The sequence below is a fragment of the Halomonas sp. HMF6819 genome (assembly GCF_044335525.1).
GTDB lineage: Bacteria > Pseudomonadota > Gammaproteobacteria > Pseudomonadales > Halomonadaceae > Vreelandella.
Genome location: NZ_JBIQVY010000001.1, coordinates 1,151,941 through 1,178,938 on the forward strand (window position 1 = coordinate 1,151,941; position 26,998 = coordinate 1,178,938).

General features: G+C 63.4%; 25 protein-coding genes. 10 read left to right on the forward strand and 15 right to left on the reverse strand.

Going from position 1 to position 26,998, the window contains the following annotated elements; translation table 11 throughout:
- Positions 1–67 precede the first annotated feature (67 nt).
- Entirely contained in the window at positions 68–1,330 is a 1,263-nt protein-coding gene (locus tag ACGLWX_RS05220; RefSeq protein WP_396237897.1) for a GGDEF domain-containing protein, read from the forward strand.
- A gap of 4 nt (positions 1,331–1,334) precedes the next feature.
- On the opposite strand, the gene ACGLWX_RS05225 is transcribed toward ACGLWX_RS05220, so the two are convergent.
- From ACGLWX_RS05225 to ACGLWX_RS05240, 4 genes are all read right to left on the reverse strand, one after another.
- Positions 1,335–1,811, reverse strand: a complete 477-nt coding sequence (locus ACGLWX_RS05225) for an Lrp/AsnC family transcriptional regulator (protein ID WP_396237899.1) — start codon at positions 1,809–1,811, stop codon at positions 1,335–1,337.
- 6 nt (positions 1,812–1,817) lie between these two features.
- Positions 1,818–2,849 (reverse strand): N(2)-acetyl-L-2,4-diaminobutanoate deacetylase DoeB, encoded by a 1,032-nt coding sequence (doeB, locus tag ACGLWX_RS05230; protein ID WP_396237901.1) that lies wholly within the window; start codon positions 2,847–2,849, stop codon positions 1,818–1,820.
- A 64-nt stretch (positions 2,850–2,913) separates the two neighbouring features.
- Positions 2,914–4,113: an ectoine hydrolase DoeA gene (doeA, locus tag ACGLWX_RS05235; RefSeq protein ID WP_252106895.1), complete on the reverse strand. Its 1,200-nt coding sequence runs from the start codon at positions 4,111–4,113 to the stop codon at positions 2,914–2,916.
- Positions 4,114–4,281: 168 nt separating this feature from the next.
- Complete coding sequence (locus ACGLWX_RS05240; protein WP_396237903.1) at positions 4,282–5,289, reverse strand: DNA topoisomerase IB; 1,008 nt, start codon at positions 5,287–5,289, stop codon at positions 4,282–4,284.
- A 130-nt stretch (positions 5,290–5,419) separates the two neighbouring features.
- On the opposite strand from ACGLWX_RS05240, the gene ACGLWX_RS05245 reads away from it, so the two are divergent.
- The 4 genes from ACGLWX_RS05245 to ACGLWX_RS05260 all read left to right on the forward strand — a co-directional run bounded on the left by ACGLWX_RS05245 (position 5,420) and on the right by ACGLWX_RS05260 (position 8,647).
- The gene (locus tag ACGLWX_RS05245) at positions 5,420–6,355 is read left to right on the forward strand and encodes a 2-hydroxyacid dehydrogenase (protein ID WP_396237904.1); all 936 of its coding nucleotides are present in this window, start codon (positions 5,420–5,422) and stop codon (positions 6,353–6,355) included.
- A gap of 76 nt (positions 6,356–6,431) precedes the next feature.
- Positions 6,432–7,118 carry a hypothetical protein gene (locus ACGLWX_RS05250; protein WP_396237906.1) on the forward strand — a complete coding sequence of 229 codons (687 nt, stop codon included), beginning with the start codon at positions 6,432–6,434 and terminating at the stop codon, positions 7,116–7,118.
- Between the two features lie 15 nt (positions 7,119–7,133).
- Positions 7,134–8,060, forward strand: coding sequence for a lysine exporter LysO family protein (locus tag ACGLWX_RS05255; RefSeq protein WP_396237908.1), 927 nt, complete (start codon positions 7,134–7,136; stop codon positions 8,058–8,060).
- A 41-nt stretch (positions 8,061–8,101) separates the two neighbouring features.
- Positions 8,102–8,647 carry a cysteine hydrolase family protein gene (locus tag ACGLWX_RS05260; RefSeq protein ID WP_396237910.1) on the forward strand — a complete coding sequence of 182 codons (546 nt, stop codon included), beginning with the start codon at positions 8,102–8,104 and terminating at the stop codon, positions 8,645–8,647.
- 17 nt (positions 8,648–8,664) lie between these two features.
- Here ACGLWX_RS05260 and ACGLWX_RS05265 read toward each other — a convergent pair whose 3' ends face one another.
- Both ACGLWX_RS05265 and ACGLWX_RS05270 read right to left on the reverse strand, forming a co-directional pair.
- On the reverse strand, positions 8,665–9,234 hold the full coding sequence (locus ACGLWX_RS05265; RefSeq protein WP_396237912.1) for a hypothetical protein: 570 nt from the start codon (positions 9,232–9,234) through the stop codon (positions 8,665–8,667).
- Positions 9,235–9,245: 11 nt separating this feature from the next.
- Entirely contained in the window at positions 9,246–9,839 is a 594-nt protein-coding gene (locus ACGLWX_RS05270; protein ID WP_396237913.1) for a GNAT family N-acetyltransferase, read from the reverse strand.
- Between the two features lie 123 nt (positions 9,840–9,962).
- On the opposite strand from ACGLWX_RS05270, the gene ACGLWX_RS05275 reads away from it, so the two are divergent.
- A complete protein-coding gene (locus tag ACGLWX_RS05275) occupies positions 9,963–11,192 on the forward strand; it encodes a nucleoside recognition domain-containing protein (RefSeq protein WP_396237915.1) in 1,230 nt (409 codons plus the stop codon).
- Positions 11,193–11,206: 14 nt separating this feature from the next.
- On the opposite strand, the gene ACGLWX_RS05280 is transcribed toward ACGLWX_RS05275, so the two are convergent.
- The 5 genes from ACGLWX_RS05280 to ACGLWX_RS05300 all read right to left on the reverse strand — a co-directional run bounded on the left by ACGLWX_RS05280 (position 11,207) and on the right by ACGLWX_RS05300 (position 18,162).
- Positions 11,207–12,421 carry a serine hydrolase domain-containing protein gene (locus tag ACGLWX_RS05280; protein WP_396237917.1) on the reverse strand — a complete coding sequence of 405 codons (1,215 nt, stop codon included), beginning with the start codon at positions 12,419–12,421 and terminating at the stop codon, positions 11,207–11,209.
- A 20-nt stretch (positions 12,422–12,441) separates the two neighbouring features.
- A complete protein-coding gene (locus ACGLWX_RS05285) occupies positions 12,442–14,640 on the reverse strand; it encodes an OsmC domain/YcaO domain-containing protein (RefSeq protein ID WP_396237919.1) in 2,199 nt (732 codons plus the stop codon).
- 105 nt (positions 14,641–14,745) lie between these two features.
- Positions 14,746–16,056, reverse strand: coding sequence for an amino-acid N-acetyltransferase (gene argA, locus ACGLWX_RS05290; RefSeq protein ID WP_252106884.1), 1,311 nt, complete (start codon positions 16,054–16,056; stop codon positions 14,746–14,748).
- 150 nt (positions 16,057–16,206) lie between these two features.
- On the reverse strand, positions 16,207–17,472 hold the full coding sequence (locus tag ACGLWX_RS05295; protein WP_252106883.1) for an inorganic phosphate transporter: 1,266 nt from the start codon (positions 17,470–17,472) through the stop codon (positions 16,207–16,209).
- A 9-nt stretch (positions 17,473–17,481) separates the two neighbouring features.
- Positions 17,482–18,162, reverse strand: coding sequence for a TIGR00153 family protein (locus tag ACGLWX_RS05300; RefSeq protein ID WP_252106882.1), 681 nt, complete (start codon positions 18,160–18,162; stop codon positions 17,482–17,484).
- Between the two features lie 136 nt (positions 18,163–18,298).
- Between ACGLWX_RS05300 and ACGLWX_RS05305 the strand changes: the two genes are divergently transcribed.
- Together ACGLWX_RS05305 and ACGLWX_RS05310 are read left to right on the forward strand one after the other, a co-directional pair.
- Positions 18,299–19,177 (forward strand): CYTH domain-containing protein, encoded by an 879-nt coding sequence (locus ACGLWX_RS05305; protein WP_396237921.1) that lies wholly within the window; start codon positions 18,299–18,301, stop codon positions 19,175–19,177.
- 29 nt (positions 19,178–19,206) lie between these two features.
- Positions 19,207–20,184: an ion transporter gene (locus tag ACGLWX_RS05310; protein WP_396237923.1), complete on the forward strand. Its 978-nt coding sequence runs from the start codon at positions 19,207–19,209 to the stop codon at positions 20,182–20,184.
- Positions 20,185–20,205: 21 nt separating this feature from the next.
- Here the strand turns inward: ACGLWX_RS05310 and ACGLWX_RS05315 are convergent, their stop codons facing one another.
- Complete coding sequence (locus ACGLWX_RS05315; protein ID WP_396237925.1) at positions 20,206–20,829, reverse strand: L-threonylcarbamoyladenylate synthase; 624 nt, start codon at positions 20,827–20,829, stop codon at positions 20,206–20,208.
- Positions 20,830–20,900: 71 nt separating this feature from the next.
- The gene (locus tag ACGLWX_RS05320; protein WP_396237927.1) at positions 20,901–21,839 is read right to left on the reverse strand and encodes a PHP domain-containing protein; all 939 of its coding nucleotides are present in this window, start codon (positions 21,837–21,839) and stop codon (positions 20,901–20,903) included.
- 229 nt (positions 21,840–22,068) lie between these two features.
- On the opposite strand from ACGLWX_RS05320, the gene ACGLWX_RS05325 reads away from it, so the two are divergent.
- Positions 22,069–22,368 carry a YciI family protein gene (locus tag ACGLWX_RS05325; RefSeq protein ID WP_252106877.1) on the forward strand — a complete coding sequence of 100 codons (300 nt, stop codon included), beginning with the start codon at positions 22,069–22,071 and terminating at the stop codon, positions 22,366–22,368.
- Positions 22,369–22,533: 165 nt separating this feature from the next.
- Complete coding sequence (mnmC, locus tag ACGLWX_RS05330; protein ID WP_396237929.1) at positions 22,534–24,537, forward strand: bifunctional tRNA (5-methylaminomethyl-2-thiouridine)(34)-methyltransferase MnmD/FAD-dependent 5-carboxymethylaminomethyl-2-thiouridine(34) oxidoreductase MnmC; 2,004 nt, start codon at positions 22,534–22,536, stop codon at positions 24,535–24,537.
- A gap of 144 nt (positions 24,538–24,681) precedes the next feature.
- On the opposite strand, the gene ACGLWX_RS05335 is transcribed toward mnmC, so the two are convergent.
- Entirely contained in the window at positions 24,682–24,957 is a 276-nt protein-coding gene (locus ACGLWX_RS05335) for a YheU family protein (protein ID WP_252106875.1), read from the reverse strand.
- On the reverse strand, positions 24,954–26,990 hold the full coding sequence (gene ligA / locus ACGLWX_RS05340; RefSeq protein WP_396237931.1) for an NAD-dependent DNA ligase LigA: 2,037 nt from the start codon (positions 26,988–26,990) through the stop codon (positions 24,954–24,956). Before ligA ends, ACGLWX_RS05335 begins: the two co-directional genes overlap by 4 nt.
- Positions 26,991–26,998 lie beyond the last annotated feature (8 nt).

Below are 26,998 nucleotides of genomic sequence, written 5' to 3' on the forward strand. Positions count from 1 at the left end.
GCTTGTGCAAATAAGGCACTTGTTAACATTTGTGGAGTAAACTCATGCAACTTAAATGATCTTTTTCATGCCGGCACTGTTTGAGAGACACATCGACCCCGTGCTTGGCATTGCAGAGGCCGATTTCGTGTATCGACTCACTTCCTATTACAAGGCGCTTTCGCAGCGCGCCGGCGACCTGACGGTCCGTGATCACTACGACAATTACCGACATGATGAGCGCCTTCGCTCGCTCAAGCTGGTCACGGTTTGGCTCGCGTTTTTCTACTTCTCCTACACGCTGGTCGATATCTACCTACTCACCGATGTCACCTGGCGCTCGATATTGCTCCGCGGACTGCTGGTGGGCCCAACCACCGTCGCGCTAATGCTCTACTACGACCGGCCGGGCTCGATTCGGCTAAAAGAGCTTGCGGGCACTTGCCAGGCCTGCCTTGGGTGCGTCGCCTGGTGTCTGGTGATCGTTGGCTCCAGCGATCCGAGCGTGCTCGACTACTTCTATGCCGGGCTGGTGTTCATTCTCGTGCTCACCATCGTCTTTACTCCACCGTTCGAGTACAGCGTTTACGGCTCGCTGTTCGTATTTGCGTGCCTCTACTCTACCGTCTGGTTTTTGGAAGGAGTGACGACGCAGTACGTTGTACGCAATCTGTCCGTAGGCGTGCCGGTGTTGGTGCTATCGCTGATGGCCAACTACCGCTTCTCCTCCGAGTCGCTGCGCCTCTACATGGAGAATCTGCACGTGGAGCGCCTGCGCGGCGAGCTGACCGAGCGTAACGTCGAACTCGAGCGCCTTTCGCACCTGGACCCGCTTACCGGGCTTGCCAACCGCCGGGCGCTGGCCCGTCAGGAAAAGAAACTGGCACAGCGCGGCGCTTCGCTAGAGAAGGCCACCGTGATCGTGGTCGATGTCGATCATTTCAAGGATTACAACGACCATTACGGCCATGGTGAGGGAGACAGCGCGCTGCGCGAGGTCGCCGATGCCATTAAAAGCGCCTGCGCGCCCAAGGATGTGGTGTGCCGCTATGGCGGCGAAGAGTTTCTGGTGCTGCGCTACGGCGAAGCGTCCTGCCACGATAACGCGCTGGCCGTGGCGGAGCACATTCGCGAGCGCGTGGCCGAACGTCGGATTCCCCATCGGGGCGTACCGGCGGACAAGGTGACCGTGAGCGTGGGCGTTTGCAGCGGGATGCTCGGCAGCGGCACGACGCTCAAGGAGCTAACCCGGTGCGCCGACCAGGCGCTTTACGATGCCAAGCAGCAAGGGCGCAATCGGGTGTGTCGGCGCGAGTATTCGACCCAGCCTTCCCCTCATCACGCTCATTAAGGTGTCATGACGGCTCGTCGAACTCGAGCGCCAGAGGCTTACGCTTGACGGTTTTGGTCACAATGTAGGTGAAATAGCGCTCGATGCCGGCCTTTGATACCAGCCAGCGATCCATCTGGCGCTGGTAGCTGTCGATCGAGCGCGCCTCGAACTTCACCAGATAATCCACGCCGCCGCCGACCGCCACGCACTCGGTCACCTCCGGCGTTTCGAGTACCAGCGCCTCGAAGCGCGAAAAGCTCTCCACGTTGTGCGCCTTGAGCTCGATCTGCACCCACACCGGGTTGCGCGGAACCAAAGCCTCGGCGTTGATGCAGACGGTATACCCTTCGATGACGCCGGCCTTCTCGAGTCGCTTGACCCGCTCCCAGCAGGGGCTGATCGACAGATTGATCGCCTCGGCCAGTTTGGACTTGGTGATGCGCCCATCGCGGCTGAGAATGTCGAGAATCTTCAGGTCATAGCGGTCGAGTTTCAGCACGTGGCGCTACGCCTCCAACCGCTCGACAACATCGGCGATCACCGCAAGCGTATCTCCCATATTGATTAGCGACGGCGCGCGGCGCGCCATCAGCACGCCGTCACGCTCGGCCTTGTAGGCCACCGGCTCGGCGCCGCTTCGCGTCATGTCATACACGTAGGCGATGGTCTGGCCCTTTTGGACCGCCTCACCCAGCGCCACGGTCAGCTCCAGCACGCCCTGGTGCTGGCTCTGCACGTAGCAGCGGGCATCCGGCATATCGAGATAGACCTGGCCGCCTTCCGGCATGGCCACCTCGCCTTCGACCAGCCCGTAGTGGATCAGGAAGTTACGTACGCCCCGTTCGGCGATCGCCATGCTCTGCGGGGTGGAAGTGCCGCCGCCGCCGAGCTCAGTGGCCACGAACACCTTGCCCTGACGCTCGCAGGCGGTATCGAAAAGCTTTTCGGCGTCGAGCTCGAACATCACCATGGCGTAGGGTGCCCCGAACGCCTTGGCGCCATCGAGGGCGGCCCGCTGCTGGTTCTTGTCGTCGAGCACGTGGGAGGCGGCAAACGGCAGGATATCCAGGGTGCGTCCACCGGAATGTAGATCGAGCACCACGTCGCTCATCGGCACCAGCACTCGGGTAAAGTAGTCGGCGATCTGCGCGGTGACACCGCCATCCGGGTCGCCGGGAAAGCTTCGGTTCAGGTTGCCTTTATCCATCGGCGAGGTGCGCGTACCGGCCATCACCGCCGGGGTATTCATGCACGGCACGATGATCACCCGCCCGGAGACTTCTTCGGCTTTCAGGGCGTTTGTCAGCTTCAAAAGTGAGGTAATACCTTCGTACTCGTCGCCGTGGTTGCCGCCGGTCAAAAGCGCGGTAGGGCCCTCGCCGTTTTTCACCACGGTGATGGGAATCATCACCGCGCCCCAGGCGGAGATATCGGTGGAGATCGGCAGTTTCAGAAAGCCGTGTTGGACACCGTCGGCGTCGAAATCCACGGTGGCGGAAACGGGGCTTGGCCGCCGGGTGCTCGCTTGCTGAGTCATGCGTGTGTCCTTTTGTCGAATCGTCGTCGGCGCGGTGGCGAACCTGGGGTCTATCGTCGTCTCGCTACTTCACAAACAGCTGACGGGGGAAGTTCGCCAGGGTCTCGCAGCCGCTTTCGGTGATCAGAATACTTTCGGTGATCTCGAGGCCCCAGTCTTCCACCCAGAGCCCGGGCATGAAGTGAAACACCATGCCGGGCTTCAGAATCGTCTCGTCGGTTGGGCGCAGGCTCATGGTGCGCTCGCCCCAGTCCGGTGGGTAGGAGAGCCCGATGGAGTAGCCGCAGCGGGCGCCGCCGCGATCAAAGCCGTACTTGTCCATCGCCGCTCCCAGGGCCATGGCGATGTCCGCGGTGCGGTTGCCGGGTTTGGCCACGGCCAGGCCGTTGTCGATGCCCTCCAGCAGCGCGGATTCGGCGCGAATGAAATCTCTGGGCGGCGTGCCGAGAAACACCGTGCGCGACATCGGCGCGTGATAGCGCTTGAATACCCCGGCGATTTCGAAAAACGTGCCCTCGCCTTCGCGAAACGGGGTGTCGTCCCAGGTCAGGTGCGGGGCGGCGGCGTCCTTGCCGGTGGGCAGCATCGGCACGATGGCGGGGTAGTCGCCGCCAAACACGCGGCCGTTTTCGTCGACGAAGCCTTCGATGCCGACGCGGTAGATCTCCGAGACCAGCTTGCTTTTGGGCAGGCCCGGCTCGATCACCTCGATGATGCGCGAGTGCATGCCTTCGACGATGCGCCCGGCCACCCGCAGGTACTCGATTTCCTGGGGCGACTTGATCGCCCGGCACCAGTTGACCAAGGCGTTGGCGTCCATGAAGCGGGCGTGGGGCAGCTCGCGCAAAAGGCTTTGGTAGGCCTTGGCGGAGAAGTAGTAGTTGTCCATCTCCATGCCGACCACGCCGGTGTGCCAGCCACGCCCGGGCATCACCGACTGCGCCAGATACTCCATCGGGTGCATGTCCGGGTTTTGCACATAGTAGTCGGGGTAATAGGTGATGTTCTCCGGATCGATCCAGCAGGTGCGAAGCGCGCCGTTGGCGTCCATGCGCCGTCCGAACCAGACCGGCTCGCCTTCGAGCCCCACCAGCACGCACTGATGCACGTAGAACGACCAACCATCGTAGCCGGTCAGCCAGGCCATGTTGGAGGGGTCGCTGACGATCAGTACATCGATACCGCGGCCGGCCATTTCAGCGCGCACCTTCCAAAGGCGCGCGGCGTACTCTTCGCGAGTGAAAGGCAGGGAAACCTCATTCATCGAGCAACTCGCCCTTTTAAATCAAAAAACCAGCTTGCTGGGCCCATGCAGCGACAGGTCCGTGCGAGCACCGCCATTGCCGTCTTGAGCCGATACTAGCACCGACCCTTGGCGTTGGGTCAAAGGCTTTATCAAAAACCGGCCGCGCCGGTGTGGCGACGACGCGCGTCAGGTCTTGCGCTTTAAGCGGCTTTTCAAAAGTTCGAGCACGGCGCGCTCATCCGGGCCGGTCAGATCCTCGTGTTCGAGCTCGACCTCGACCAGCTGGCGAAAGTTCTCGAGCGTCTGACCGTCCAGGTAGCTCTCCACCACCCGCGGGTCGATATAACTCGCCTTGGCGATGCTTGGCGTGTTGCCAAGCGACGTCGCCACCCGCTCGACGGCCTCGCGCACGTTCTTCTCGCTGATCTTTTCATCATCGTCGACCCCCAGCTCCTCCAGCGCCAGCGCGGCGATCGAGGTACCCGCCCAGGTCCGAAAATCCTTGGCGCTGAACTGCTCGCCCATCACCTCGTGGATGTAGTCGTTGAGATCGGCGCTGTCGACGCGCACTTTATTGCCGTCGTCATCGAAGTACTTGAAAATCTCGTAGCCTGGCGTCTCGTCGAGCTCCGCGACCACGCTCGCCAAACGCGCATCCTCCACCACCCGGTGCTGGTCCTGGCCACTTTTGCCGCGGTAGTCGAAAATCAGCTCGTCGCCGTCGATGGTCAGGTGCTTCGAGCGCATGGTGGTCAGCCCGTAGGAGTCGTTTTGCTGACGATAGCGCTCGCTGCCCGGGCGAAAATAGGCGCTGTCGATCAAGCGCACCATGCACGCCAGTACTTTTTCGCGCGGCAGCCCCTCCTGCAACATGTGCTGGCCGGTGACCCGGCGCATCGGCGTGAGCTTTTGGGCGAAAGCGATCATGCGATCGAACTTCAGCGCCTCGCGCTTTTCGCGCCATTTGGGGTTGTAGACGTACTGCTTGCGCCCGGCGTCGTCGCGGCCGGTGGCGTAGATATGGTGGCGCGTATCGAGGGTGATCTCGACGTCGCGCCAAGCCGGCGGAATGGCAAGCGACTTGATCCACTCGCGCCACGTTTGATCCTTGAGCGTTTCGCCGTCTTCGGTTTTATAGGTAAAGCCCTTGCCGCTTCGCTTGCGCGTGACCACGTGGGCCTTGCGGGTTGCCATGGTGAATCTCCTTTTCGCCTCAAGATGAGCGCCGGTGTAGCGCCGAGGGTGCGCGGCGTCCTTGCAGCCCTTCCCCCACTTAACCCATGATAGCTGGTAACCTACAACATGCGATTCACGGGGGCTTTTCATGAAGATCGTGGTACATACCGACCAGGCCGATCAGTGGCAGACAGCACTTGGCGAGGCGCTGCCCGAGGCGATCGTGCTCACCAGCGACGCGCCGGCACAAGAGCGCCAGGGCGCCGACTATCTCGCCGTCTGGAAAGCGCCGGGGCACCTGCTGGCCGAGCAGCGCGCGCTCAAGGGCATCATCAACCTGGGTGCCGGCGTGGATCATCTGCTCGCCTCCCCCGAGCGCCCGACAGACGTGCCGATCGTCAAACTGCGCGACGCCGGCATGGGCGAACTGATGGCGGACTACGTACTCTACGGGGTGCTACATTTCTATCGCAGCATGGACCGCTACGGCGCGCAGCAGCCAGACGCCCAGTGGCAGCCACAAGAGGTCGTGGAGAAAGCCCAGTGGCCGGTCGGCGTACTGGGGCTCGGGGCGATTGGCCAGGCGGTAGCGAGCGCCCTCGACCAGGCCGGTTTTCCGGTGCTGGGCTGGAGCCGCTCCCCCAAAACGCTCAAGAACGTGCGCTGCCTCCACGGCGAAGCGGGGCTCGACGAGCTGTTGAGTCAAGTAAAAAGCGTGGTGACCATTTTGCCGGACACCCCTGCCACTCGGCATATTATGAACGCCGAGCGGCTCGCGCGCTTGCCCAAGGGCGCCAGCGTGATCAACCCGGGCCGGGGCGGTCTGATCGACGAAGACGCCCTGCTCGAGGCGCTGGGAAGCGGTGAGCAGGAAGGCCATTTGCGCGGCGCCCTGCTGGACGTGTTCAGCGAGGAGCCGCTGCCGGCGGCCCACCCGCTTTGGCAGCATCCGCGCGTTTTGATCACCCCGCACATGGCCGCCCCTACGCCGATGGCGGACGCCATCGACCAGGTGATCTCGTATCTGCACGCTTTCGAGGCCGGCGACGCCATTGCCACGGTCAATCCGGAGGACGGCTACTGAGGGCCGCGACGTTTTGACTGAACGAAGCGGCGGGCCGGGCGCTCTTAGGGAAGATTGAAGCAAAGGAGAAAAGATCGTGCCCCGTATTGTATCGTCGCTGCGCAGCGCCGCCTTTCTGGCGCTGACGACCCTGGCCGGAGGCGCGGCGTCCAGCGCCGCGGCCCAGACGCCGGAGCTTGTCGCCCCACGCCCTTTCGAGGCGAGCTACCGGCTGGAAATTCGCGGCTGGCCCGGCGCCACCGTGCGCCATACGCTCAGTCAGGAAGGGCTTCACTGGCTCTCCAGCATGCGTTTTTCCATCGCCGTGGCCAAGGGCGAGGAGCGCAGCCGCTTCGCGGTGGAGGACAACGACACCCGGGCGCTGCTCTATTCGAGCAGCTACTCCCTGCTGGGCGTTGGCGACGACTATACGCTTGATGAATCCGAACTCACCGCCCTCGATCGCCAGACCGCGCTGTTCGATCTGTCGCGCCGCGTGGAGAACGCCGAGTGCACCGAGCGCGCGCCCTGCGATATCACCTTTCTCGACCATCGCGGGCGCGACGAGCATTTTCAGTACTACGTCCACCCACAAGCCACCGTGAGCGTCCCCGCCGGTGAGTTCCAGGCGCCGAGCGTAACGCTCACGGACGTCGAAAAGCCGGATCGCCATATCGACATTAGCTTTCACCCCCAGTGGCCAGGCCTGATTCTCTCTGCGGAGTACATCAAGGATGGCCGCCGGGATACCACCATCACGTTGACACGGTTTGCTCCGCAATAAGGCTCACCCACCGCCATGTTCTCCGGTTTACTCATCGTACTGCTGCCCCTGGTCGGGGGCTATCTTCTGCGCGTTCGCTCACCGCGTCTGTTGGCGCTCATCAATCGCGGCGTCAGCGCCTCGGTGTATCTGATTTTGCTGCTGATGGGCGTGAGCCTGGCCGGGCTCGACAACCTGACGGGCCAGCTCTCGACGCTGGGCGGCAGCACGCTGGTGCTGTTTTCGATCACGATGGCGTTCAACCTGGCCGCCCTGGGCTGGCTATCGCGCAGGCTGGCGCTCAAGGCCGGTGCATCAAACGTGGTGGAGAACGCGCCAACCAGCAAGCTCGCCGCGATCAAGGGCTCGCTGTTACTGCTGGTCACGGTCGTGCTGGGTGTCGTTTTGGGGCTGCTGCTGGCGCCAATGGTGGGTCGCGAACTGTTCGCCGCGGCGGATATGCTCGCCGAGTGGGCGCTCTACGCGCTGCTCATACTGATCGGCTGCCAGCTACGCAACTCCGGTATGGCGCTCAAACAGATTCTGCTCAACCGGCTGGGGCTCGCGATCGCCGCAACGCTGGCGGCGAGCTCGCTTTTGGCCGGGCTTGCCGCCGCGCCGCTCTTGTCGCTTACGCCGTTTGAGGGGCTCGCCATGGCCTCGGGCTTTGGCTGGTATTCGCTCTCGGCGATTTTGATCGGCGACCAGCTCGGCCCGCTGCTCGGAGGGGTCGCGTTTTTCAACGACCTGGCCCGGGAGCTTTTGGCGTTCGTGCTGATTCCGTTGATCATCCACCGCCACGCGCCGCTTGCCATCGGCGTCGGCGGCGCCACTTCGATGGATTTCACCCTGCCGGTGATCCAGCAACACGGCGGCGTGGCCTGCGTGCCGGTCGCGGTGGTCAGCGGCTTCATCCTGTCGCTTTTATCGCCGCCGTTGATTTTGTTCTTTCTCTCGCTTTAGATGATGCAAGACGCAGCGACACCACCACCGAAGGGGCAGGCATGAAAGCACTGATCAACATCGACTATACCTTTGACTTCATCGCTGACACCGGCTCCCTCACCTGTGGCGCCGCCGGCCAGCACATTCATGACGCCCTGCTGGCGCTGTCGAAGGCGTTCGTCGAGGCCGGTGACTTCGTCGTGTTCGCCATTGACCGGCACACAAAAGACGACCCCTACCATCCGGAAACGGTGCTCTTTCCGCCCCACAATATCGAGGGTACCGAGGGCCGGGCACTCTATGGCGAGCTCGCGGCGTACCACGCAACCATCAAGGACGCGCCGAACGTTCTGACCCTGGATAAGCGTCGCTACAGCGCCTTTCACGGCACAGACCTCGAAACCCGGCTGCGCGAGCGCAACATCACCGAGGTGCATCTGGTGGGCGTGTGTACCGATATTTGCGTGCTGCACACGGCGGTCGATGCCTATAACAAGGGCTTTACGCTCGTCGTGCATCAAAACGCCGTAGCGAGCTTCGATCCCACCGGCCACGCCTGGGCGCTTTCCCACTTCGAGCACGTGCTGGGTGCGCGCGTGGTCTGATATAGCCTTACAGCGGGCTAGAGGTGCGACGCCACGATGCGAAGCTCACAGCCCGTAAGCTCCCGCATCGCCTTTAGAAACCAGGGCGCGAAATCAACACCGCCGTTGTGGAACGTTAACCCGAGCGTGCCAAACGCCCAGGGCACGTCGGTGCCGCCGGCGTCGGTGTCGAATTGGTTGATTGAAAAGCGCGCTTGGCAGCCGGGGCAGCACGGGTAGTCGTCGTCCCCGGCCTGCCAATCACCGATCGCAGTCAGCGCGTCCCACCCCTGGTCAAAGCCGCAGGCCGGGCAAACAAAGGAGAGCTCGGCGCCTTCCAGCGGGTGAAACACCCGCCGCTCGCCGGCGTGAAGCTCGAGCCCGCACACGTTGAGATCCAGCGTGTCCGTTAGCCCGGGCTCTCGCCAGATTGACGCGATCGGCGCCAGGAGCCGGTACCCGAGCAGCTCATTTTCGAAGAGACAGTGCGAGGGCTGCTGCTCGACCATTTCCCGAGCCTGAAACCAGGCAAGCAGCTCACCGACCTTTTCATGGGCGTTCGGGTAGTCGCCTTCGCACACGGGCACGATATGAGTGAAGCTAGGCATGGGTGCTCCTTTCAGCTCAAGACAAAGCGCGCCAGCTTGCTCTGAAGTTGGGCGCGCACTGCCGGCCACTCGGATTCGATGATCGAATAGACCACGGTGTCGCGCAGCGAGCCATCACTCAGAATCTGGTGGGCGCGCAAAATGCCGTCCTGCTTGGCGCCCAGCGACTCGATCGCCGCGCGCGAAGCCCGGTTGAAGAAGTGGGTGCGAAATTCGCAGGCGATTGCCTGGGAGCCCTCGAACAGGTTCGATAGCATCAAGAGCTTGCACTCGGCGTTCACCGCGTTGCCGCGAACGCTCTGGGAGTACCAGGTATAGCCGATCATCGCCCGACGGTTGGCGGCGTCGACGGCGTAAAATCGCGTCGTACCGACGATATCGCCGCTGGCCAAGTGGCGCACGGCGTAGGCCAAGTGACCGCGGCTGACCTCTTCGATGGCCCGCTCCACGTAGGCGGCCATGTCGTCCGGGTGGGGAACGCTTGCGTACCAGAGCGTCCACCCCTGCCCGTCGCGCACCGCCTGAGCAAGCGCCTCGATATGCCCGGCGTTCAAGGGCTCGAGCCTTACGTGCTGACCCTCGAGCTGCTGCTCCTGAATAAACATTAGCGCTTCCTCACGTGGTTTAACATGTGTGCCAGCATCGCATCAATGCGCCTGTTTTCGCTACTGTGGCGCGGCGCCAAATTGGGTAGGATGGAGCGCTTTGGACCGCCTCGGGACCCCCGCATGCTCAACGGAATCTGGTTAAGCTTTTTCATCGCCGCCTTTGCCGCCTCGCTCTGGCAGTGGCTGGTCGGCGGCGACAGCGAGGTCTTCGCGCGCCTGGTCGCCTCACTTTTCGACATGGCCCGGGTCAGCGTCGATATCATTTTAGTGCTGTTGGGCACCATGACGCTGTGGCTCGGGTTTTTGTCGATCGCCGAAAAGGCGGGCATGATTCGCCTGCTCGGCCGGGCGCTGGACCCGCTCTTTAGCCGACTGATGCCGGAGGTGCCCCGCGGCCACCCGGCCATGGGGCTGATCAGCATGAACTTCGCCGCCAATATTCTAGGCCTGGACAACGCCGCCACACCGATCGGCATCAAAGCGATGCACTCGCTTCAAAGCCTGAACCCGAGCCGGGACACCGCCAGCAACGCCCAGATTCTCTTTTTGGTGCTCAACACGTCCTCGCTGACGCTGTTGCCGGTCACCATTTTCATGTACCGCGCCCAGCAGGGGGCCGCCGAGCCCACCCTGGTCTTTCTCCCCATTCTGCTTGCCACCAGCGCGTCGAGCCTGGCCGGGCTGATCGCCGTGGCGCTGGTGCAGAGAATCCGCCTCTTTCAGCCGGTGGTGCTTTGCTATCTCGTCGCCGCGGCGCTGGCGCTGGGGCTTTTGATCACCACCCTGGCCGGGCTTTCGAGCCAGGCGCTGGCCGCCGCCTCGACGCTGATCGGCAATCTCGCGCTGTTTAGTATCGTAATGCTCTTTTTACTAGTTGGGGCGCTGCGCGGGGTGAAGGTATATGACGCCTTCATCGAAGGCGCGAAGGAGGGCGTGAGCTTTACCGTGACGCTCTTGCCCTATCTAATCGCCATGCTGGTCGCGATTGGCGTGCTACGCGCCAGCGGTGTGCTGGATGCGGGGTTGAACGGCGTGCGCTGGCTGATAGAGAGCATCGGTTGGGACACCCGCTTCGTGGACGCGCTGCCGACAGCCTTCATCAAGCCGCTCTCCGGCAGCGGCGCGCGGGCCATGATGATCGAAACCATGGACACCTTCGGGGTGGATAGCTTCCCCGGACTGCTGGCGGCCACGCTTCAGGGCAGCACCGAGACCACCTTCTACGTGCTGGCGGTCTACTTCGGCGCGGTGGGCATCAGCCGCATTCGCCACGGGCTGGGCTGCGCGCTGTTCGCCGATGCCGCGGGAATCATCACGGCCATCGGCGTCTGCTACTGGTTTTTCGGTTAGCGCAGGTTTATTGCCTAACGATCGGCGCCGCTGGCGGCGAGGTGGTCGCTCAGGGCGTGGAAGAACTGGGTGATCGGCACGATCTCCATAGCCTCCGCCTTTGGCTGGGCGCTGGTCATGGCGATGACCATGTCGTTGTCCGGGTCGATGAACACCCACTGGCCGAAGATGCCCACCGCCGAGAAGGCGTTGTCACCCTCCGGCCACCAGGAGTAGCCGTACTCGATGTCCTCGCCGCCGATCTCGTGGGGTCTTGCCGACTCCGTCACCCAGCCTTCCGGCAGTACGTTCGGCGCGCGCTGCTCCTCGAGCACGAACTGACCAAAGCGAGCGTAGTCGCGTAGCGTGATCAACAGCCCACTTCCGCCGATCTCCTGGCCATTCTCGCCGTCGAGCCACCACTGAGCATCGGTTTCCATGCCAAAGTTTGCCCAGATCTTCTCGGAGAGGTATTCAGAGGCACTCTTGCCTACCGCACCGTTGATGATCGCCGAGAGAAGCTGGGTTTCGCCGGTGCTGTAGTTCCACACCGTGCCGGGTTCGGCGGCGCGTTCGAGCCCGCCCATGAACTCGAGAATTGCGCCCGGGCGCTGCTCGAGCTGGAGCTCGAGCATCTGGCGACGCTCGGAGTCCGGGTCGGCGTAGGTTTCATCCCAGGCAACGCCGGAGGCCATCAAAAGAATCTGCTCGACGCTGACGTCGTCATAGACGCTGCCTTCGAGCTCTGGCACGTAGGTGCTGACGGCATCGTCGAGGCTTTCGATATAGCCGTCCTTAAGCGCGGCCCCGATCAGCGTCGAGGAGACCGACTTGGCGATCGACATCGACATCCAGGACGTCTGGGCAGTATTGCCCAGCGCGTACTGCTCGAACACCACGTTGTTGTCGTGCACCGCCATCAGCCCGCTCACCCGGTTGAGCGCCATGAAGTCATAAATATCGTAGGTCACGCCGTCATGCGTCAGCGAGAAATCCTCGAGCGAGGCGTCACGCTGGCCAAACCGATGCGGCTCGGCCGCTGACTTGACCGTGCGGGTCGGGAACAGCCGGTCGATGTGGCGCGAAAGCTCGACCTGCTCGTCGGGCATCATCCGGCCGCTGTAGAGCTTTCGCACCTCGCTCTGGCTCTGCTCGGAGCTCTGGGCGAGCGCCGCTTGCGGCGCAAGGGCCAGGGCGGTGGCGATGAGTGACGTGTTAAACAGCGTCGTATTGAACAGCGTCGGGGTCATATCGGCCTCTTTAGATTGGGTCACGCAAGGCCCGCTTTGACGGCGCGCGCGGCGTGAAGTTTCTTGTAACTTTCGATCAGGCGCTGGTGGCGCTCCAGACCGTCGAGCTGCAGGTTGGTGGGCGTGAGTCCGTAAAAGCGCACGGAGCCTTCGACGGAGCCGACCACCGCCGCCATGGTCGCTTCACCGAACATGCGGGTGAAATTGGGCAGGTAGTCGTCGAGCTCCAGCTCGTCGTCCAGCGCGATCTCCAGCACCGCCTGTACCGCCTGGTAGAAGAGCCCGCGCTCGACGGTGTTATCGTTGTACTGCAAAAACATCTCGACGCAGTCCAGCGCCTCGTCGAGCCGACCCAGCGCCAGAAAGATCAGAAGCTTGAGCTCAAGGATAGTGAGCTGACCCCAGACGGTGTTCTCGTCGAACTCGATGCCGATCAGCGTGATGATGTCGGCGTGATCGTCCATCTGGCTCTCTTCCAGGCGCTCGACCAACGCTGTTAGCGCCTCGTCGTCGAGAGCGTGGAGGTTGAGAATGTCCTCGCGGTAGTCGAGCGCCTTGTTGGTGTTGTCCCAGATCAGATCCTCGATCGGGTACACCTCGGAGTAGCCCGGCACCAGAATGCGGCACACCGGCGCGCCGAGATCCTCGTGAACGGCCATGTACACCTCGGCGTCGAGCTCGGCGAAGATGTCGAACAGCGTCTCGGCCTCCTCAGCGGACGTTTTGCGCCCTTCGTCGGTAAAGTCCCACTCGACGAACTCGAAGTTGGACCGAGCGCTGAAAAAGCGCCAGGAGACCACGCCGACCGAGTCGATGAAGTGCTCGACGAAGTTGTTGGGCTCGGCTAACGTCTGGGAGTTGAACGTCGGCAGCGGCAAATCGTTCAGGCCTTCGAAGCTGCGCCCCTGCAACAGTTCCGTGAGGCTACGTTCGAGTGCCACCTCGAAGCTCGGATGGGCGCCGAAAGAGGCGAACACGCCGCCGGTACGCGGGTTCATGAGCGTCACACACATGACCGGGAATTGGCCGCCCATCGAGGCATCCTTCACCAGCACCGGGAAGCCCTGAGCCTCCAGTGCCTGGATGCCTTCGACAATACCCGGGTACTTCGCCAGCACCGCCTGCGGCACGTCCGGAAGCGAAAGCTCCTGCTCGAGAATGTCGCGCTTGACCGCGCGCTCAAAAATTTCTGACAGACACTGCACCTGGGCTTCCGCCAGGGTATTGCCCGCGCTCATGCCGTTACTCAGAAACAGATTTTCGATCAGATTCGACGGGAAGTAGACCGTCTCGCCATCCGAGTGGCGCGTGAACGGCAGCGAGACGATCCCGCGGTCCACGCGTCCGGAGTTGGTGTCGAAAAGATGCGAGCCGGCAAGCTCGCCTTCCGGGTTGTAGATCGCCCGCGTATGCGCGTCGAGAATCTCTTCGGGCAGTTCATCACCCGCGCCCGGCTGAAACCACTGCTCGTTCGGGTAGTGGACGAAGTCGCTGGCCGCGATCTCTTCGCCGAAGAACTGGTCGTTGTAGAAGAAGTTACACGACAACCGCTCGATGAACTCACCGAGCGCCGAGCACAGCGCGCTCTCCTTGGTCGCGCCCTTGCCGTTGGTGAAGCACATGGGGGCGGCGGCGTCGCGAATGTGCAGCGACCAGACGTGGGGCACGATGTTGCGCCAGGAGGCGATCTCGATCTTCATGCCGAGATCCGCGAGTATGCCGCTCATGGTGGCGATGGTCTGCTCCAGCGGCGCATCCTTGCCTTCGATGAAGGTTTCGCCGCCTTCGGGGGCGCCCATCAGCAGCGCCTGGGCGTCCTCATCGATGTTCTCGACCACCTCGATCTGAAACTCGGGGCCGGTCTGCACCACCTTTTTCACCGTGCAGCGGTCGATGGAGCGCAGCATGCCCTCGCGATCCTTTTCGGAGATCTCCTCGGGCAGCTCGACCTGGATCTTGAAGATCTGCTTGTAGCGGTTTTCCGGGTCGACGATGTTGTTTTGGGACAGGCGAATGTTGTCGGTCGGGATATTGCGCGCGTTGCAGTACACCTTGACGAAGTACGCCGCGCACATGGCGGATGAGGCCAAAAAGTAGTCGAAGGGACCGGGGGCGGAGCCGTCGCCCTTGTAGCGAATCGGCTGATCCGAAATAACGCTGAAGTCGTCGAACTTCGCCTCGAGGCGCAAATTGTCGAGGTAGTTAACTTTGATTTCCATGGGCAGACGTCCGCATCAATGAGTGTGCCCGGCGCGTTTGAAAGGCGTTGGGCGATGGCCCCCATTATCCAGTTTTTCGCCCGCCCCGTCTGCCCGTCGCGCGCCTTACAGCGTTTTGATCAGCACCTTGGATTTGCGCGCGTGGTTGTAGGTATCGCGCCGGAGCGGCGGAAGCTCCTCCAGGCTTGCGTTCTGAAAGCCGTGCTCGACGAACCAGTGGGCGGTGTGGGTGGTGAGCACGAACAGCGCCGCAAGCCCGGTTTTACGCGCGCGCTGCTCGACGGCTTCGATCAGGCGCTCGCCACGCTCGCCGCCGCGATAGCTTTCGTGCACCGCCACACAGGCCAGCTCGCCAACGCCGGCCTCCGAAAAGACGTGCAGCGCCGCGCAGCCGATCACCATGCCGTCGCGCTCGATCACCTGATAGTCGTCGATCTCGTGCTCCAGGCGCTCGCGGGAGCGCGCCACCAGCATCCCGCGGCGCTCCAGCGGTTCGAGGAGCTCCAAAAGCCCCGCCACGTCGTTGAGCGTGGCCGCTCTAAGCTGCTCGTAGCGGTGCTCGGTGATCATCGTCCCTACGCCGTCGCGAGTGAAAAGCTCACCCAGCAGCGCGTCCGGGTCCTGCCAGCTAAGCAGGTGCGTGCGCGCAACGCCCTTGCGCGCCGCGGTAGAGGCCGCGCTCAGGTGGCGGGCGAGCTCGGAGCCGGGGGCGGCGGCGGCGAGCCGCGGCTCGGCCTCCTTCGGGCTGAGTTGGCGAAGGAGGCCGCCCTGCTCGTCTTCGAGGCCTTCCGAGTCGCCGAGCAAAATCAGCTTGTCCGCTTTTAGCGCCACGGCGGCGTGCTGGGCAACATCCGCGGCGTCGAGATCAAACACCTCGCCGGTGCTGGAAAAGCCCAGCGGCGGCAGCAGCACTAGCGACCCTTGGCTCAAAAGCTCCTGAATGGCATTGGCGCGCACCCGGCGCACCTCGCCGCTATGATCGAAATCCACGCCTTCGCGCACGCCCAGCGGCTTGGCGGTGACCAGGTTACCGGAGACCACGCTGAGCTCGACACCGTGCAGCGGGGAGCTTGGCAGTCCCAAGGAGAGGCGCGCCTCGAGCCACAGCCGCTGGTGGGATGCCACCTGCTCGACCTGTGCCATCACCGCGCGGTCGGCAACCCAGCGCCCATCGACGTGAACGGGTGCCACGCCCGCCGCGTTGAGAGCAGCCTGCACCTGGGGGCGCACGCCGAACACCACGACCAGCCGAACGCCAAGCGTGTGTAACAGCGCCAGGTCCTGAATCAGCTGCTCGCCACGGTGTGAGGCCATGGCGTCGCCTTCGATCAAAATTACGAAGGTTCGCCCCCGGTGCGCGTTGATGTACGGCGAGGCGTTGCGAAACCAGTCGACAAAGGGGAAGCGTGTATCCAAGGGGCCGCTCTCCGGCGCAGAGTGAATGAAGGCGTTAGCAGGCCGACTACTTTAACAGAGCCCGAAAAACCAGCGCCAAAAAAAACGGCACCGCTTTGCAAGACTCGCCAAGGCGAGGCAAAACGGTGCCGCGTGGCAGGCGCGTTGGCGTTAGCCGAACATGCCCTTGAACATGAAGAAGAACACGATGGCCAGACACGCGCCCGCCGGCAGCGTGATCAGCCAGGACATCACGATGGTGCCGATGACGCGCAAATTCAGCGCCGCCATGCCGCGGGCCAGGCCCACGCCCAGCACCGCGCCCACCAGCGTGTGGGTGGTCGAGATGGGAAGGCCGGTGGCCGAGGCCAGTACCACGGTGCTCGCCGCGGCCAGGGTCGCGGCAAAGCCGCGGCTCGGCGTCAGCTCGGTGATACCGGTGCCGACGGTGGCGATCACGCGGTGGCCGTAGGTCACCAGACCAAACACGATACCGCCGCCGCCGAGCACCAGCACCCACCAGGGCACCAGCGCGGCGCTGTCGATCATGCCTTCACTACGCACCACGCTGATCACCGCGGCCAGCGGGCCGACCGCGTTGGCGACATCGTTGGAGCCGTGGGCAAAGGCCATGGCGCAGGCGGTAAAGATCATCAGCACGCCAAATACGCGCTCGACGTTGGCGTAGCCAAAGTGGTCGGCGGCGTTTTGTTCGAACTTGATCCGCCGCTGCATGACGATTCCCAGCCCCATGATGGCCGCGCCTAATAGAATCGAGAGGATCAGGCTTTGGCTAAAGCTCAGATCGAGCCCGACGTGGGATAGCCCCTTGGTGAGCGTTACCATCGAGACGATGAAGCCGACCAGAAACACGTAGCCCGGCACGTAGCGCTTGGCGGCAGTGAATGGGTCATTACTTTCGAAAATCAAATGGTGAACGGATTTGAACAGCACGTAGCCGATGGTGCCGGCCAGAAGCGGCGACACCACCCAGCTCGAAGCGATCTGGGTCACCTTATCCCAGGCCACCGCCTCTACGCCCAGCCCCACCGCGGCGAAACCGACGATGGCACCGACGATCGAGTGGGTGGTCGAGACCGGCCAGCCCTTGGCCGAGGCCACCATCAGCCAGATACCGGCGGCCAAAAGCGCCGAGAGCATGCCGTAGACCAGAAACTGCGGATTGGCCTCCAACAGCGCCGGGTCGATGATGCCGCCCCGGATGGTAGCGGTCACTTCACCGCCTGCAAGCCAGGCGCCAAGAAACTCGAAAATCACCGCGATGATGATGGCCTGCTTGATGGTGATCGCTTTCGACCCCACCGAGGTTCCCATGGCGTTGGCGACATCGTTGGCGCCCACGCCCCAGGCCATGAAAAAGCCAAATACACAGGCGAGAATGATAAAAATATCGCCATACTGGGCAATAATCTGCATGCGGTCCCCTTAACGCGCGGTCAAAATCTGCAGTCGGCTACCCACGCGCTCTGCGCGGTCGGATACTTCGCCCACCCACTCGATGATCTTGTAAAGAAAGATCACATCCACCGGCGGCAGTACGCTTTCGAGCTCGAAAAGCTGGCGGCGAATCGCCACCTGCTGATCGTCGGCCTGATGCTCCAGGGTATGCAGCTCGCGGATCATGTTCTGCATCACGTCCGACACGTTGCGCCCGAAGCCGGACTCCAGAAGCTCCTTGAGCTCCTCGAGCGCTTGGCGCGCTTGGGCGACGCACGCCACGCTGGTGGTCATGTAGTCGCGCATCGGCTCGGCCAGCTCGTCGGGCACGCGCATTTTACGTCCCAGCATAATGCCGGTAATGTCACGCACCTTATTGGCGATCTTGTCCTGCACGCTGATCAGATCCAATAGATCAGAACGCGATACCGGCAAAAACATGGTGCTGGGCAAATTCAAGCGCAGCTCGGTTTTCAGCGTGTCCGCGTCGTGCTCCAGACAGGTGACACGCTCACGCAGCGCCGTCGCGGTCTCCCAGTCACCGGCAAGCGAGGCCTCGAAAAAGGGCAGGAGCTGATCCGCGCACTCATTGGCCTTGACGATATGGGCCAGAAGCGGCTGGAAGGGCGAACGGCCGAACATGGCGGAAAAAGGATTGGAGGTAACCATAGTGCCTTTCATCCTGAGTGTGGAAAGCCTGAAAATGGCGGCGCTAGTATAAAGAGTGCGCCTGCCGCCGTCATGAAAAGTTCATAATGACGTCGAAATTTAACGCAACGTTCACAAAAGCAAGGTAGCTATTGTCATGAAAGATCACTCCCCGCTCGAAATAGAGCTTAAGCTAGCGCTGCCTGCCGCGTCCATCGACGCCCTTTTAAGCTACCCTGCCCTGACAAAGGCGCCAACCCGAAAGCGCCTGACCAACACCTATTACGACACCCCCAACCAAGACCTTTCCCGCCAGGGGATCGCCGTGCGACTGCGTCAGGCAGGCGGGCAGACACTGCAAACGGTCAAGACCAAAGGCCACGGCGGCGGCGGGCTTTCCAGGCGCAGCGAGTGGGAGTGGGCCGTGAGCAAAGGGCTAGATAAAAAGGCGCTCGCCGCCCTCCCCCCGTTCGAGAACGTGCCAGGTGACATGCTCGAGACTCTCACCCCAACGCTTGCCACGGATTTCGACCGGCGCAGCTGGATGATCGACTGGAACGATAGCCGCATCGAGCTCGTGCTCGATGAAGGCGAGATCCGCGCCAACGGCGCGCGGGCCGTGATTTGTGAAATCGAGCTCGAACTCAAGGCAGGCGCCCCGGATGCGCTTTGGTCGCTGGCGCTCTCGATGTCGAGTTTCGTGCCCCTTCGCCCGAGCGATTCGAGCAAGGCCGCCCGAGGCAACGCCTTAATTCATGGCGGGTGGGCGCTGCCAGAGGCCGATACACCTGGCGAGTGGCTGCACCGCGCGACGGTAGCGATGGACGCCTATCAGGACAGCGGCGAGCCCGAGTATTTCGAGCAGGCCGCGCGCGCCTACGAGACGCTGGCCGAGCACGCGACGCTTGCCGAGCCGCTTCGCCCGACCGCGGCGGCGCTTTCTCGGGCGCTGGTTAAAAACGCCACCAGCATCAGCTTTGGCTACAACGCCTTGAGCTTGGCACATCGCCTGACCCTTGAAAGCGCGCTAAGCTGAATCGGCTTGCCACGTTTAAGGATGACGCCATGAGTCTTCACCTCGCGCCGGGCCCGGAAGGCCTGCGCTCGCAGCTTTTCCACATTATTTTCGAAGCCGACACCCCCGGCGCCAAGGCCTTCGATCTGGCGCTGATCATCGCCATTCTCACCAGCGTGACGATCATCATCCTCGGCAGCGTCGAGAGCATCGCCCAGCCCTACGGGGAGCTATTTCTCTATATCGAGTGGGTAATTACCATCCTTTTCAGTATCGAGCTTTTGGTGCGTCTTTACTGTCTGGATCGGCCGATGGCCTATATCAAGAGCTTCTACGGCGCCGTGGACTTGATCGCCATTCTTCCTGCCTGGCTGGTTCTGCTGGTACCCGGCGCGCACGGGCTGGTGATCGTGCGCCTTTTGCGCGTGCTGCGTATTTTTCGCATTCTGCGGATGATGGAGTTCGTTGGCGAAGGTCACATGCTGCTCGAGGCGCTCAAGCGCAGCTCGCGCCAGATCCTGCTCTTTTTCAGCAGCATTCTGATGGTGGTTACGCTGTTCGCCGCACTGATGTACACCATCGAGTCCAAGGAAGCGGGCTTTACCAGCATTCCGATCTCGATCTACTGGGCGATCGTGAGCATGACCACGGTGGGGTATGGCGATATCGTGCCAATAACGCCCTTGGGCAAATCGATCACGGTGATCCTGATGCTGCTGGGCTACTCGATCATCGCCGTCCCCACCGGCGTCTTCTCGGCCCAGGTGATCCGCTCGATACGCGAGGACCGCTACTCGGATGAGGCCTGCCCCGGCTGCGGCCACGACCACCACGAAAAACGCGCGCGTTATTGCCTGCGCTGCGGCACCTGGCTTGACGAATTTAGCGAGGACCCGCGAGAAGAAGAGCGACGAGAAAAAGAGGCGAAGGCGAACATGGAGGAGTTAAAGCTCGAAGAGAAAAAGCTCGAAGAAAAAAAGCGTGAGGAGGAAAAGCGGTCCGATAAAGACAGTGACGCCGGCGAATGATCGCCGGCGTCGCCTAAAAGGCTAGCTTTCGAAAGGGGTCGTATCGCCGCGGCCTTCGCGCACAATAGTCGGCGGCATGGTGCGAAGGTCGATCACACTGGTCGGGTCCAGGTGACAGGCGCCGCCGTCGATGATCAGATCCAGATGCGCACTAAAGCGCTCGCGGATCTCTTCCGGGTCGTTCATGGGCAGCGTCTCGTCTACCGGAATCAGCGTCACGCTCATCAAGGGCTCACCCAAGGCTTCGAGCAGCGCGTGGGTGATACGGTGATCCGGCACGCGCACGCCGATCGAGCGCCGCTTGGGGTGGAGCAAAAGCCTTGGCACCTCGGTGGTCGCTTCCAGAATGTAGGTGTAGGGCCCCGGCGTGTGCGCCTTGAGCAGGCGGAACACCGCGTTATCAACCTTGGCGTAGGTACCGATTTCGGAGAGATCCGAACACACCAACGTGAAGTTGTGCTTGTCGTCGAGCGAGCGCAGCCACTTGATTTTCTCGATCGCCTTTTTCTCGCCCAGATGGCAGCCCAGCGCGTAGCCCGAGTCCGTCGGATAGGCGACCACCCCGCCCTCGCGAATGATCTCGACCGCCTGGTCGATCAAGCGCTTTTGCGGATTTTCCGGATGGATCTGAAAGTACTGGCTCATGGCTGACTCCTTGCCCTGTGACTTCTCGCCCGGCGGGCGGTGTTCCCCAAGCATAGCCCAGGATGGCCAGGTTATGCCGACTCCCCCACGGGCAGAAGCCCGGCGGGCGCGTCGTGTAAATGGACCAGCCGCGGATGCTGCCAGATCGGCCGGGCCGCGGTACGCGGGATGGCGCTGGTGCTGCCGGGGGCGGCGTGGCTGCCGGGGAAGTGAAAATCGCTGCCCAGCGAGGCGTACAGGTCGCGCTCGACGAGCTGGCGCGCCAGATCGCGGGTAGTGTCCGGATTCTGCTGGCCGCTGACCAGCTCCACGGCCTGGCCGCCGGCGGCGACGAAGCTGTCCATCAGCTGGCCGCGCTTTCGCCGGGTCAGCCCGTAGCGAAGCGGATGGGCGATCGCCGCCACTCCGCCGGAGGCCACGACCCACTCCACCGCCTCGCCGATTTCGGGCCAGTGCGCCTTGACGTCGCCCTTCTTGCCGCTGCCCAGGTAACGCTTGAAGGCGCTGGCCCAATCCGGCACCAGACCGTCCGCCACGAGCGCCCGGGCGAAGTCCGGGCGCCCCAGCGGGCGCTCGCTGCCGGCGTGTTCGCGCGCCTTGGCCAGCGCATCCTTGAGCCCCAGCTTCTCCAGGCGCTCGGCGATCACCTCAGCGCGCTGAATACGCGCCTGGCGCTGCGCCTTGAGGCCTTCGATAAGCGGTCCACGAGCGCCCCCCGGCATCAGCGCCACCACGTGAATATTGATGCCCTGCCAGCGCGTGGAGAGCTCGCAGCCGGCGATCAGACAAAGGCCTTCTCGCTCGCAGGCCAACGTCGCTTCGGGCACGCCGTCCATGGTGTCGTGGTCGGTCAGGGCGATATGAGACAGCCCGCGGCTTGCGCACAACGCAACGAGATCTGAGGGCGACAGCGCGCCGTCGGAGGCGGTGGAGTGCATGTGCAGATCCACCGGGTAGCCGTGGTCGGCCTCGAAGCTTTCGGGCAGCACGGTCACAGGGAGTCGGGGCATGGGCATGACGTCGGTTGGGGAGTTTGTCAGAATGAGGGCCTTCACGTATAAGTACGGGCGTTTGCACGTGCCGCGCCATGGTACCTAACGCGCGTGCGCCGTACCATGTAAGCCGCGATATGAAACGCTGATTTTTATTCACCGCCCGCCGGCGCAGCGCGCCAGGGCCTTGGGCCATCGACGGCCCGCCACCCAAATTAAGCCCTGCGCTTAACGCCGAGGACACCCCATGCTATACGCCATCATGAGTGAAGACGTTTCCGAGAGCCTGGAAAAGCGCCTGGCGGCGCGCCCAGACCACCTTGCCCGCCTGGAAGCGCTGCGCGACGAGGGCCGTCTGGTGCTGGCGGGCCCGCACCCGGCCATCGACAGCGAAACCCCGGGGGACACCGGCTTTACCGGCAGCCTCGTGGTGGCGGAGTTCGATAGTCTGAACGATGCTCAGGCCTTTGCCGACAGCGACCCTTACGTGGCGGCAGGCGTTTACGCCCGGGTCACCGTGAAGCCCTTCAAGAAAGTAATGCCTTGATTTTTACGGGCCGCTGTGAGGCGCCGCCGGCTTTTGCACAGAGGCTGTGGAAAACTCTGTGAAAACACGGCGGACGCTTTTCTCAAAGCGAGAGAGTACGCCCGCATTAACGAATTGGTCATTTTTTAACCGCTTTTCACTCTTGCCTCGACAACGGATAACCGTGTGACCCAGCGCCACTCTGTATTGCCGCCTTTGGCGGCGTTGACCGCCCCGCCGCTGACCTGGGAAGATGCCGCCCCGCACTCCGATCAATTCGGCGACGTCTATTTTTCCCGCGAGGACGGCCGCGCCGAAACCGAGCACGTGTTCCTGAACGCCAACCGGCTGCCCGAGCGCTTTGCCGGCTGGCGTGAACCGCGGGCGTTCGTGATCGGCGAAACGGGCTTTGGCACCGGGCTCAACGTGCTCAGTGCCTGGGCGTGCTTCGAAGAGCACGCCCAGGCAGGCGCGCGCCTTCATCTGTTATCCACAGAGAAGTACCCGATGTCCGTCGAGGCGCTGTCCCGCGCGTTGAGCGCCTGGCCGTCGCTTGCCCGCTACGCCGACACGCTCTGCGCGCTTTGGCCCGCCCCCATCGCCGGCATTCACCGGCTGCATTTGAGCGAGCGGGTGACGCTGGATCTTCACTTTGGCGATACCACCGAGCGTTTGACGCTGCTCGACGGCCGGGTCGACGCCTGGTTTCTGGACGGCTTCGCGCCCTCCAAAAACCCGGCAATGTGGCAGGACGCGCTGTTCGAGGCCATGGCGGCGCGCTCGCACCCCGGTGCGACCTTTGCCACCTTCACCTGCGCCGGTATCGTCAAGCGCGGGCTCAAGGCCGCGGGCTTTTCGATCCAAAAGGTGCCGGGCTTCGGGCGCAAGCGCGAGATGCTCGCCGGCGAGATCGAAACACCGCCGGTGGATAATCGACGCGGCCACACGCCCTGGTTCACCCCGCCGGCGACGCAGCCGGTCGAGCACGTCGCGGTGATCGGCGCGGGCCTGGCCGGTGCCTGCACGGCGGCCGCGCTTGCCCGGCGCGGGGTGAAGGTGAGCGTGTTCGAGCGCGAAGCACCGGGCGCCGGTGGTTCGGGCAATCGCCAGGGCGCGCTCTACGTCAAACTGGCCGTCGAAACCAACCTGCAGAGCCGCTTCTATCTGGCGGGGCTTTTGTACAGCGCGCGGTGGCTAGGCGGGCTTGAAGAAAGCGAGGCGTTCTGGTCGCCCTGCGGGGTGGTACAGCTGGCCCCCAGCGACAAGGAAGCGAGCCGCCAGCGCCGCTTTTTAGCGCGCCATCCGCTGGGCGACGCGGTGGTTCGAGCGCATCAGGGGCCGCTATCACCACTGGCCGGCATCATGGGCGAGACCGAACACGCACTTTTCTATCCACAGGCGGGCTGGGCGAGACCGGAGGCACTTTGCCGGGCGCTGCTGGCGCATCCACGCATTACGCTCAAACAGGCCGAGGTAAGCGCGCTTGAGGCCGACGCATCCGGCTGGCGGCTGGCGCTTGGGGATAACACCTCGTGCGATGCGGATCAGGTGGTCGTCGCCTGCGCGCACCAGGCAAACGCGTTTTCCCAGACGCGAACGCTCGCCTTGCAAAAGGTGCGCGGCCAAGTGAGCTCGCTGGCGCTTGCCGAGGGCGTTAGCGCGCCGACCAGCGTGGTGTGCGCCGCCGGCTACGTCTGCCCGCCGCTGGAGGGCGTGCTCACCTTTGGCGCCAGCTTCGTGCCCAACGACGGCGAGCGCGACCTGCGCGAGGCGGATCACCAGCGCAATATCGACGAGCTCAAGGCCGCGCTTCCCGAGTGGGTCGAGGCGCTCGAGCGCGAACGCGGGCCACTGACGCCGGCAACACTTTCCGGGCGCGCCGCGGTCCGCGCGGCGAGCCCGGACAAGACGCCCTACGCCGGGCCGGTGCCCAACGCGCAGGCCTGGCAACGCGACTACGCCAAACTCTCGAAAGACGCCTCCCGCGTGGCGCCCATACCCGGCGCGCACCACCCGGGGCTTTGGGTATCGGCGGCTCACGGCAGCCGGGGGCTTGCCAGCGCCCCGCTGTGCGCCGAGGTGATCGCCTCGCGGATGCTCGGCGAGCCATTGCCGGTCGAGGCAGCGCTCGCCGATCACCTGCACCCGGGCCGGCGTCTGATCAGCGCGCTGATTCGCGCCGAGTCCTAACGGCCAAGCGACTGGGGTCTGTCTGAAAAGTCGGCGAGCGAAGGCAAAAATTGGCGAAGAAACGGAGTTTACTATGTGTAAATGAGTATTCTGAGCCAATTTTTAACGCCGTATTGTCGAGCGCAGGCACTTTTCAGACAGAGCCTAGTAGTCGCCCTCTTCTTCGTCATCGGCAAGATCGCGGCCAAAAGCGCGCCACTGGGTGAGCGTCATCACTTCGGTCTGCTCCAGCTCGATGTCGTGGGCGATCAGCAGCTCGCCGCGCTCGAGCTGGCGCTTGAGTTCGACCACCCAGCCGTGCATGCCGTCTCCGCTGGTATCGGTGGTGTCGTAGCCCTGGCGGGTCACGAACGCTTCGAGCAGCGCGTTCAGGGTCTCCGGCGGCAGCATGCGCGCCGGCACTTCGATGAATCGGCTCATTCGGCCTGCTCCCACTGCTTCAGTTGTTGCGTAAAGGCGGCCTCGTCCAGCACCTCGACCCCGAGCTCCTCGGCCTTGGCGAGCTTGCTGCCCGCCGCTTCGCCGGCGACCACGCAGGTGGTCTTTTTCGACACGCTGCCGGCGACCTTCGCCCCCAGCGCCTGCAGGCGCGCCTTGCCCTCGTCGCGGGTCATGGTCTCAAGGCTTCCGGTGAGCACCCAGGTCTGGCCCTCGAGGGGCGTCGGGCCGCGCGTGACTTCCGTTTCTTCCCACGTAACACCGGAGGCGATCAGCGCCTCGATGGTTTCCCGGTTGTGCGGCTGCTGGAAAAAGAGATGTACGTGGGCGGCGACGATCGGGCCAACGTCGTTGACCGCTTCGAGCGCGGCCTGATCGGCGGCCATGAGCTTCTCGAGCGTGCCGAAGTGGCTCGCCAGATTCACCGCGGTCGCCTCGCCCACTTCGCGAATGCCGAGCGCGTAGATGAAGCGCGCAAAGGTAGTGTTTTTGGCACTTTCGAGCGCCGCGACCAGGTTCTGCGACGATTTGGCCCCCATGCGTGGAAGCTCGGCCAGCCGCTCGGCGGTGAGGTCGAACAGATCCGCCGGGGTCTTGACCCAGTCGCGCTCGACGAGCGCATCGATGATCTTTTCGCCCAGCCCGTCGACGTCCAACGCCTTGCGGCTGGCGAAGTGCTTGAGCGCCTCCTTGCGCTGGGCGGGACAGAAAAGCCCGCCGGTACAGCGCGCCACCGCCTCACCCTCGACGCGCTCGATATCAGAGCCGCACACCGGGCAGGCGGTAGGAAACTCGATCACGCGGGCCCCTGTCGGGCGCTTTTCAGGGTCGACGCGCACAACCTGGGGGATGACGTCGCCGGCCCGGCGTATCGCCACGGTATCGCCGATCATCACGCCAAGCCGTTCGATCTCGTCGGCGTTATGAAGCGTGGCGTTGGAGACGGTGACGCCGGCCACGCTCACCGGCTCGAGCCTGGCAACCGGGGTAATGGCGCCGGTACGCCCGACCTGAAACTCCACGTCGTTGAGCGTGGTGACCTCCTCCTGGGCGGGAAACTTGAACGCCACCGCCCAGCGCGGCGCGCGGGCCACGAACCCGAGCTCGCGCTGGGCGCGTAGGTCGTTGACCTTGATCACCACGCCGTCGATGTCATAGCCCAGATTCAAACGCTTTTCGCCGAGTGCGTCGCAGTAGCGGGCGACCGCCTCGGGGCCGGTGAGCGTCTCAAGCTCGCTACTCGAGCGAAAGCCGAGAGTCTTGAGTCTGGCCATCAGCGCGCTGTGGCTGGTGTCGCCTTCGTCCGGGTCGAGCCGCGCGACTTGGTAGGCGTGAAACTCCAGCGGGCGTTTGGCGGTAATGCGCGGGTCGAGCTGGCGCAGGCTGCCCGCGGCGGCGTTGCGCGGATTGGCGAACACGCGCCCCTCCTCTTCGCGGGCGCGTTCGTTGAGCGCCTCGAACCCTTCATGGCGCATGATGACTTCGCCGCGTACCTCCAACAGCGCCGGGGCCGGGTCGCCGCGAAGGCTGAGCGGAATCGAGCGCAGCGTGCGCAGGTTCGAGGTAATGCCTTCGCCGGTGCGCCCATCGCCGCGGGTCGCGCCGTGGGTCAATACGCCCTGCTCGTACACCAGCGACACCGCCGCGCCGTCGAGCTTGGGCTCGCAGCTGAACTCGATCTCGCCTGGATCACACTCGAGACGCTCGGCCACGCGCTCGGCGAAGGCAAAGATATCGTCGCGATCAAAGGCGTTGTCCAGCGACAGCATCGGGGTGGCGTGGGCCACCGCGGGAAAACCTTCCGCCGGCGCCGCGCCTACCCGCTGAGTGGGCGATTCCGGCGTGATCAACTCTGGATGCTTCGCCTCGATCTCTTTCAGGGCCTGCAGCTTGCGGTCGTAGTCGGCGTCGGTCAGCGCGGGCTCGTCGAGCACGTAATAGCGGTGGTTGGCGTCGTCGAGCTCGGCGCGAAGTGAGGCGAGCTCTTCGAGCACATCATGAGAGGGCTGACTCATTCGTTGGG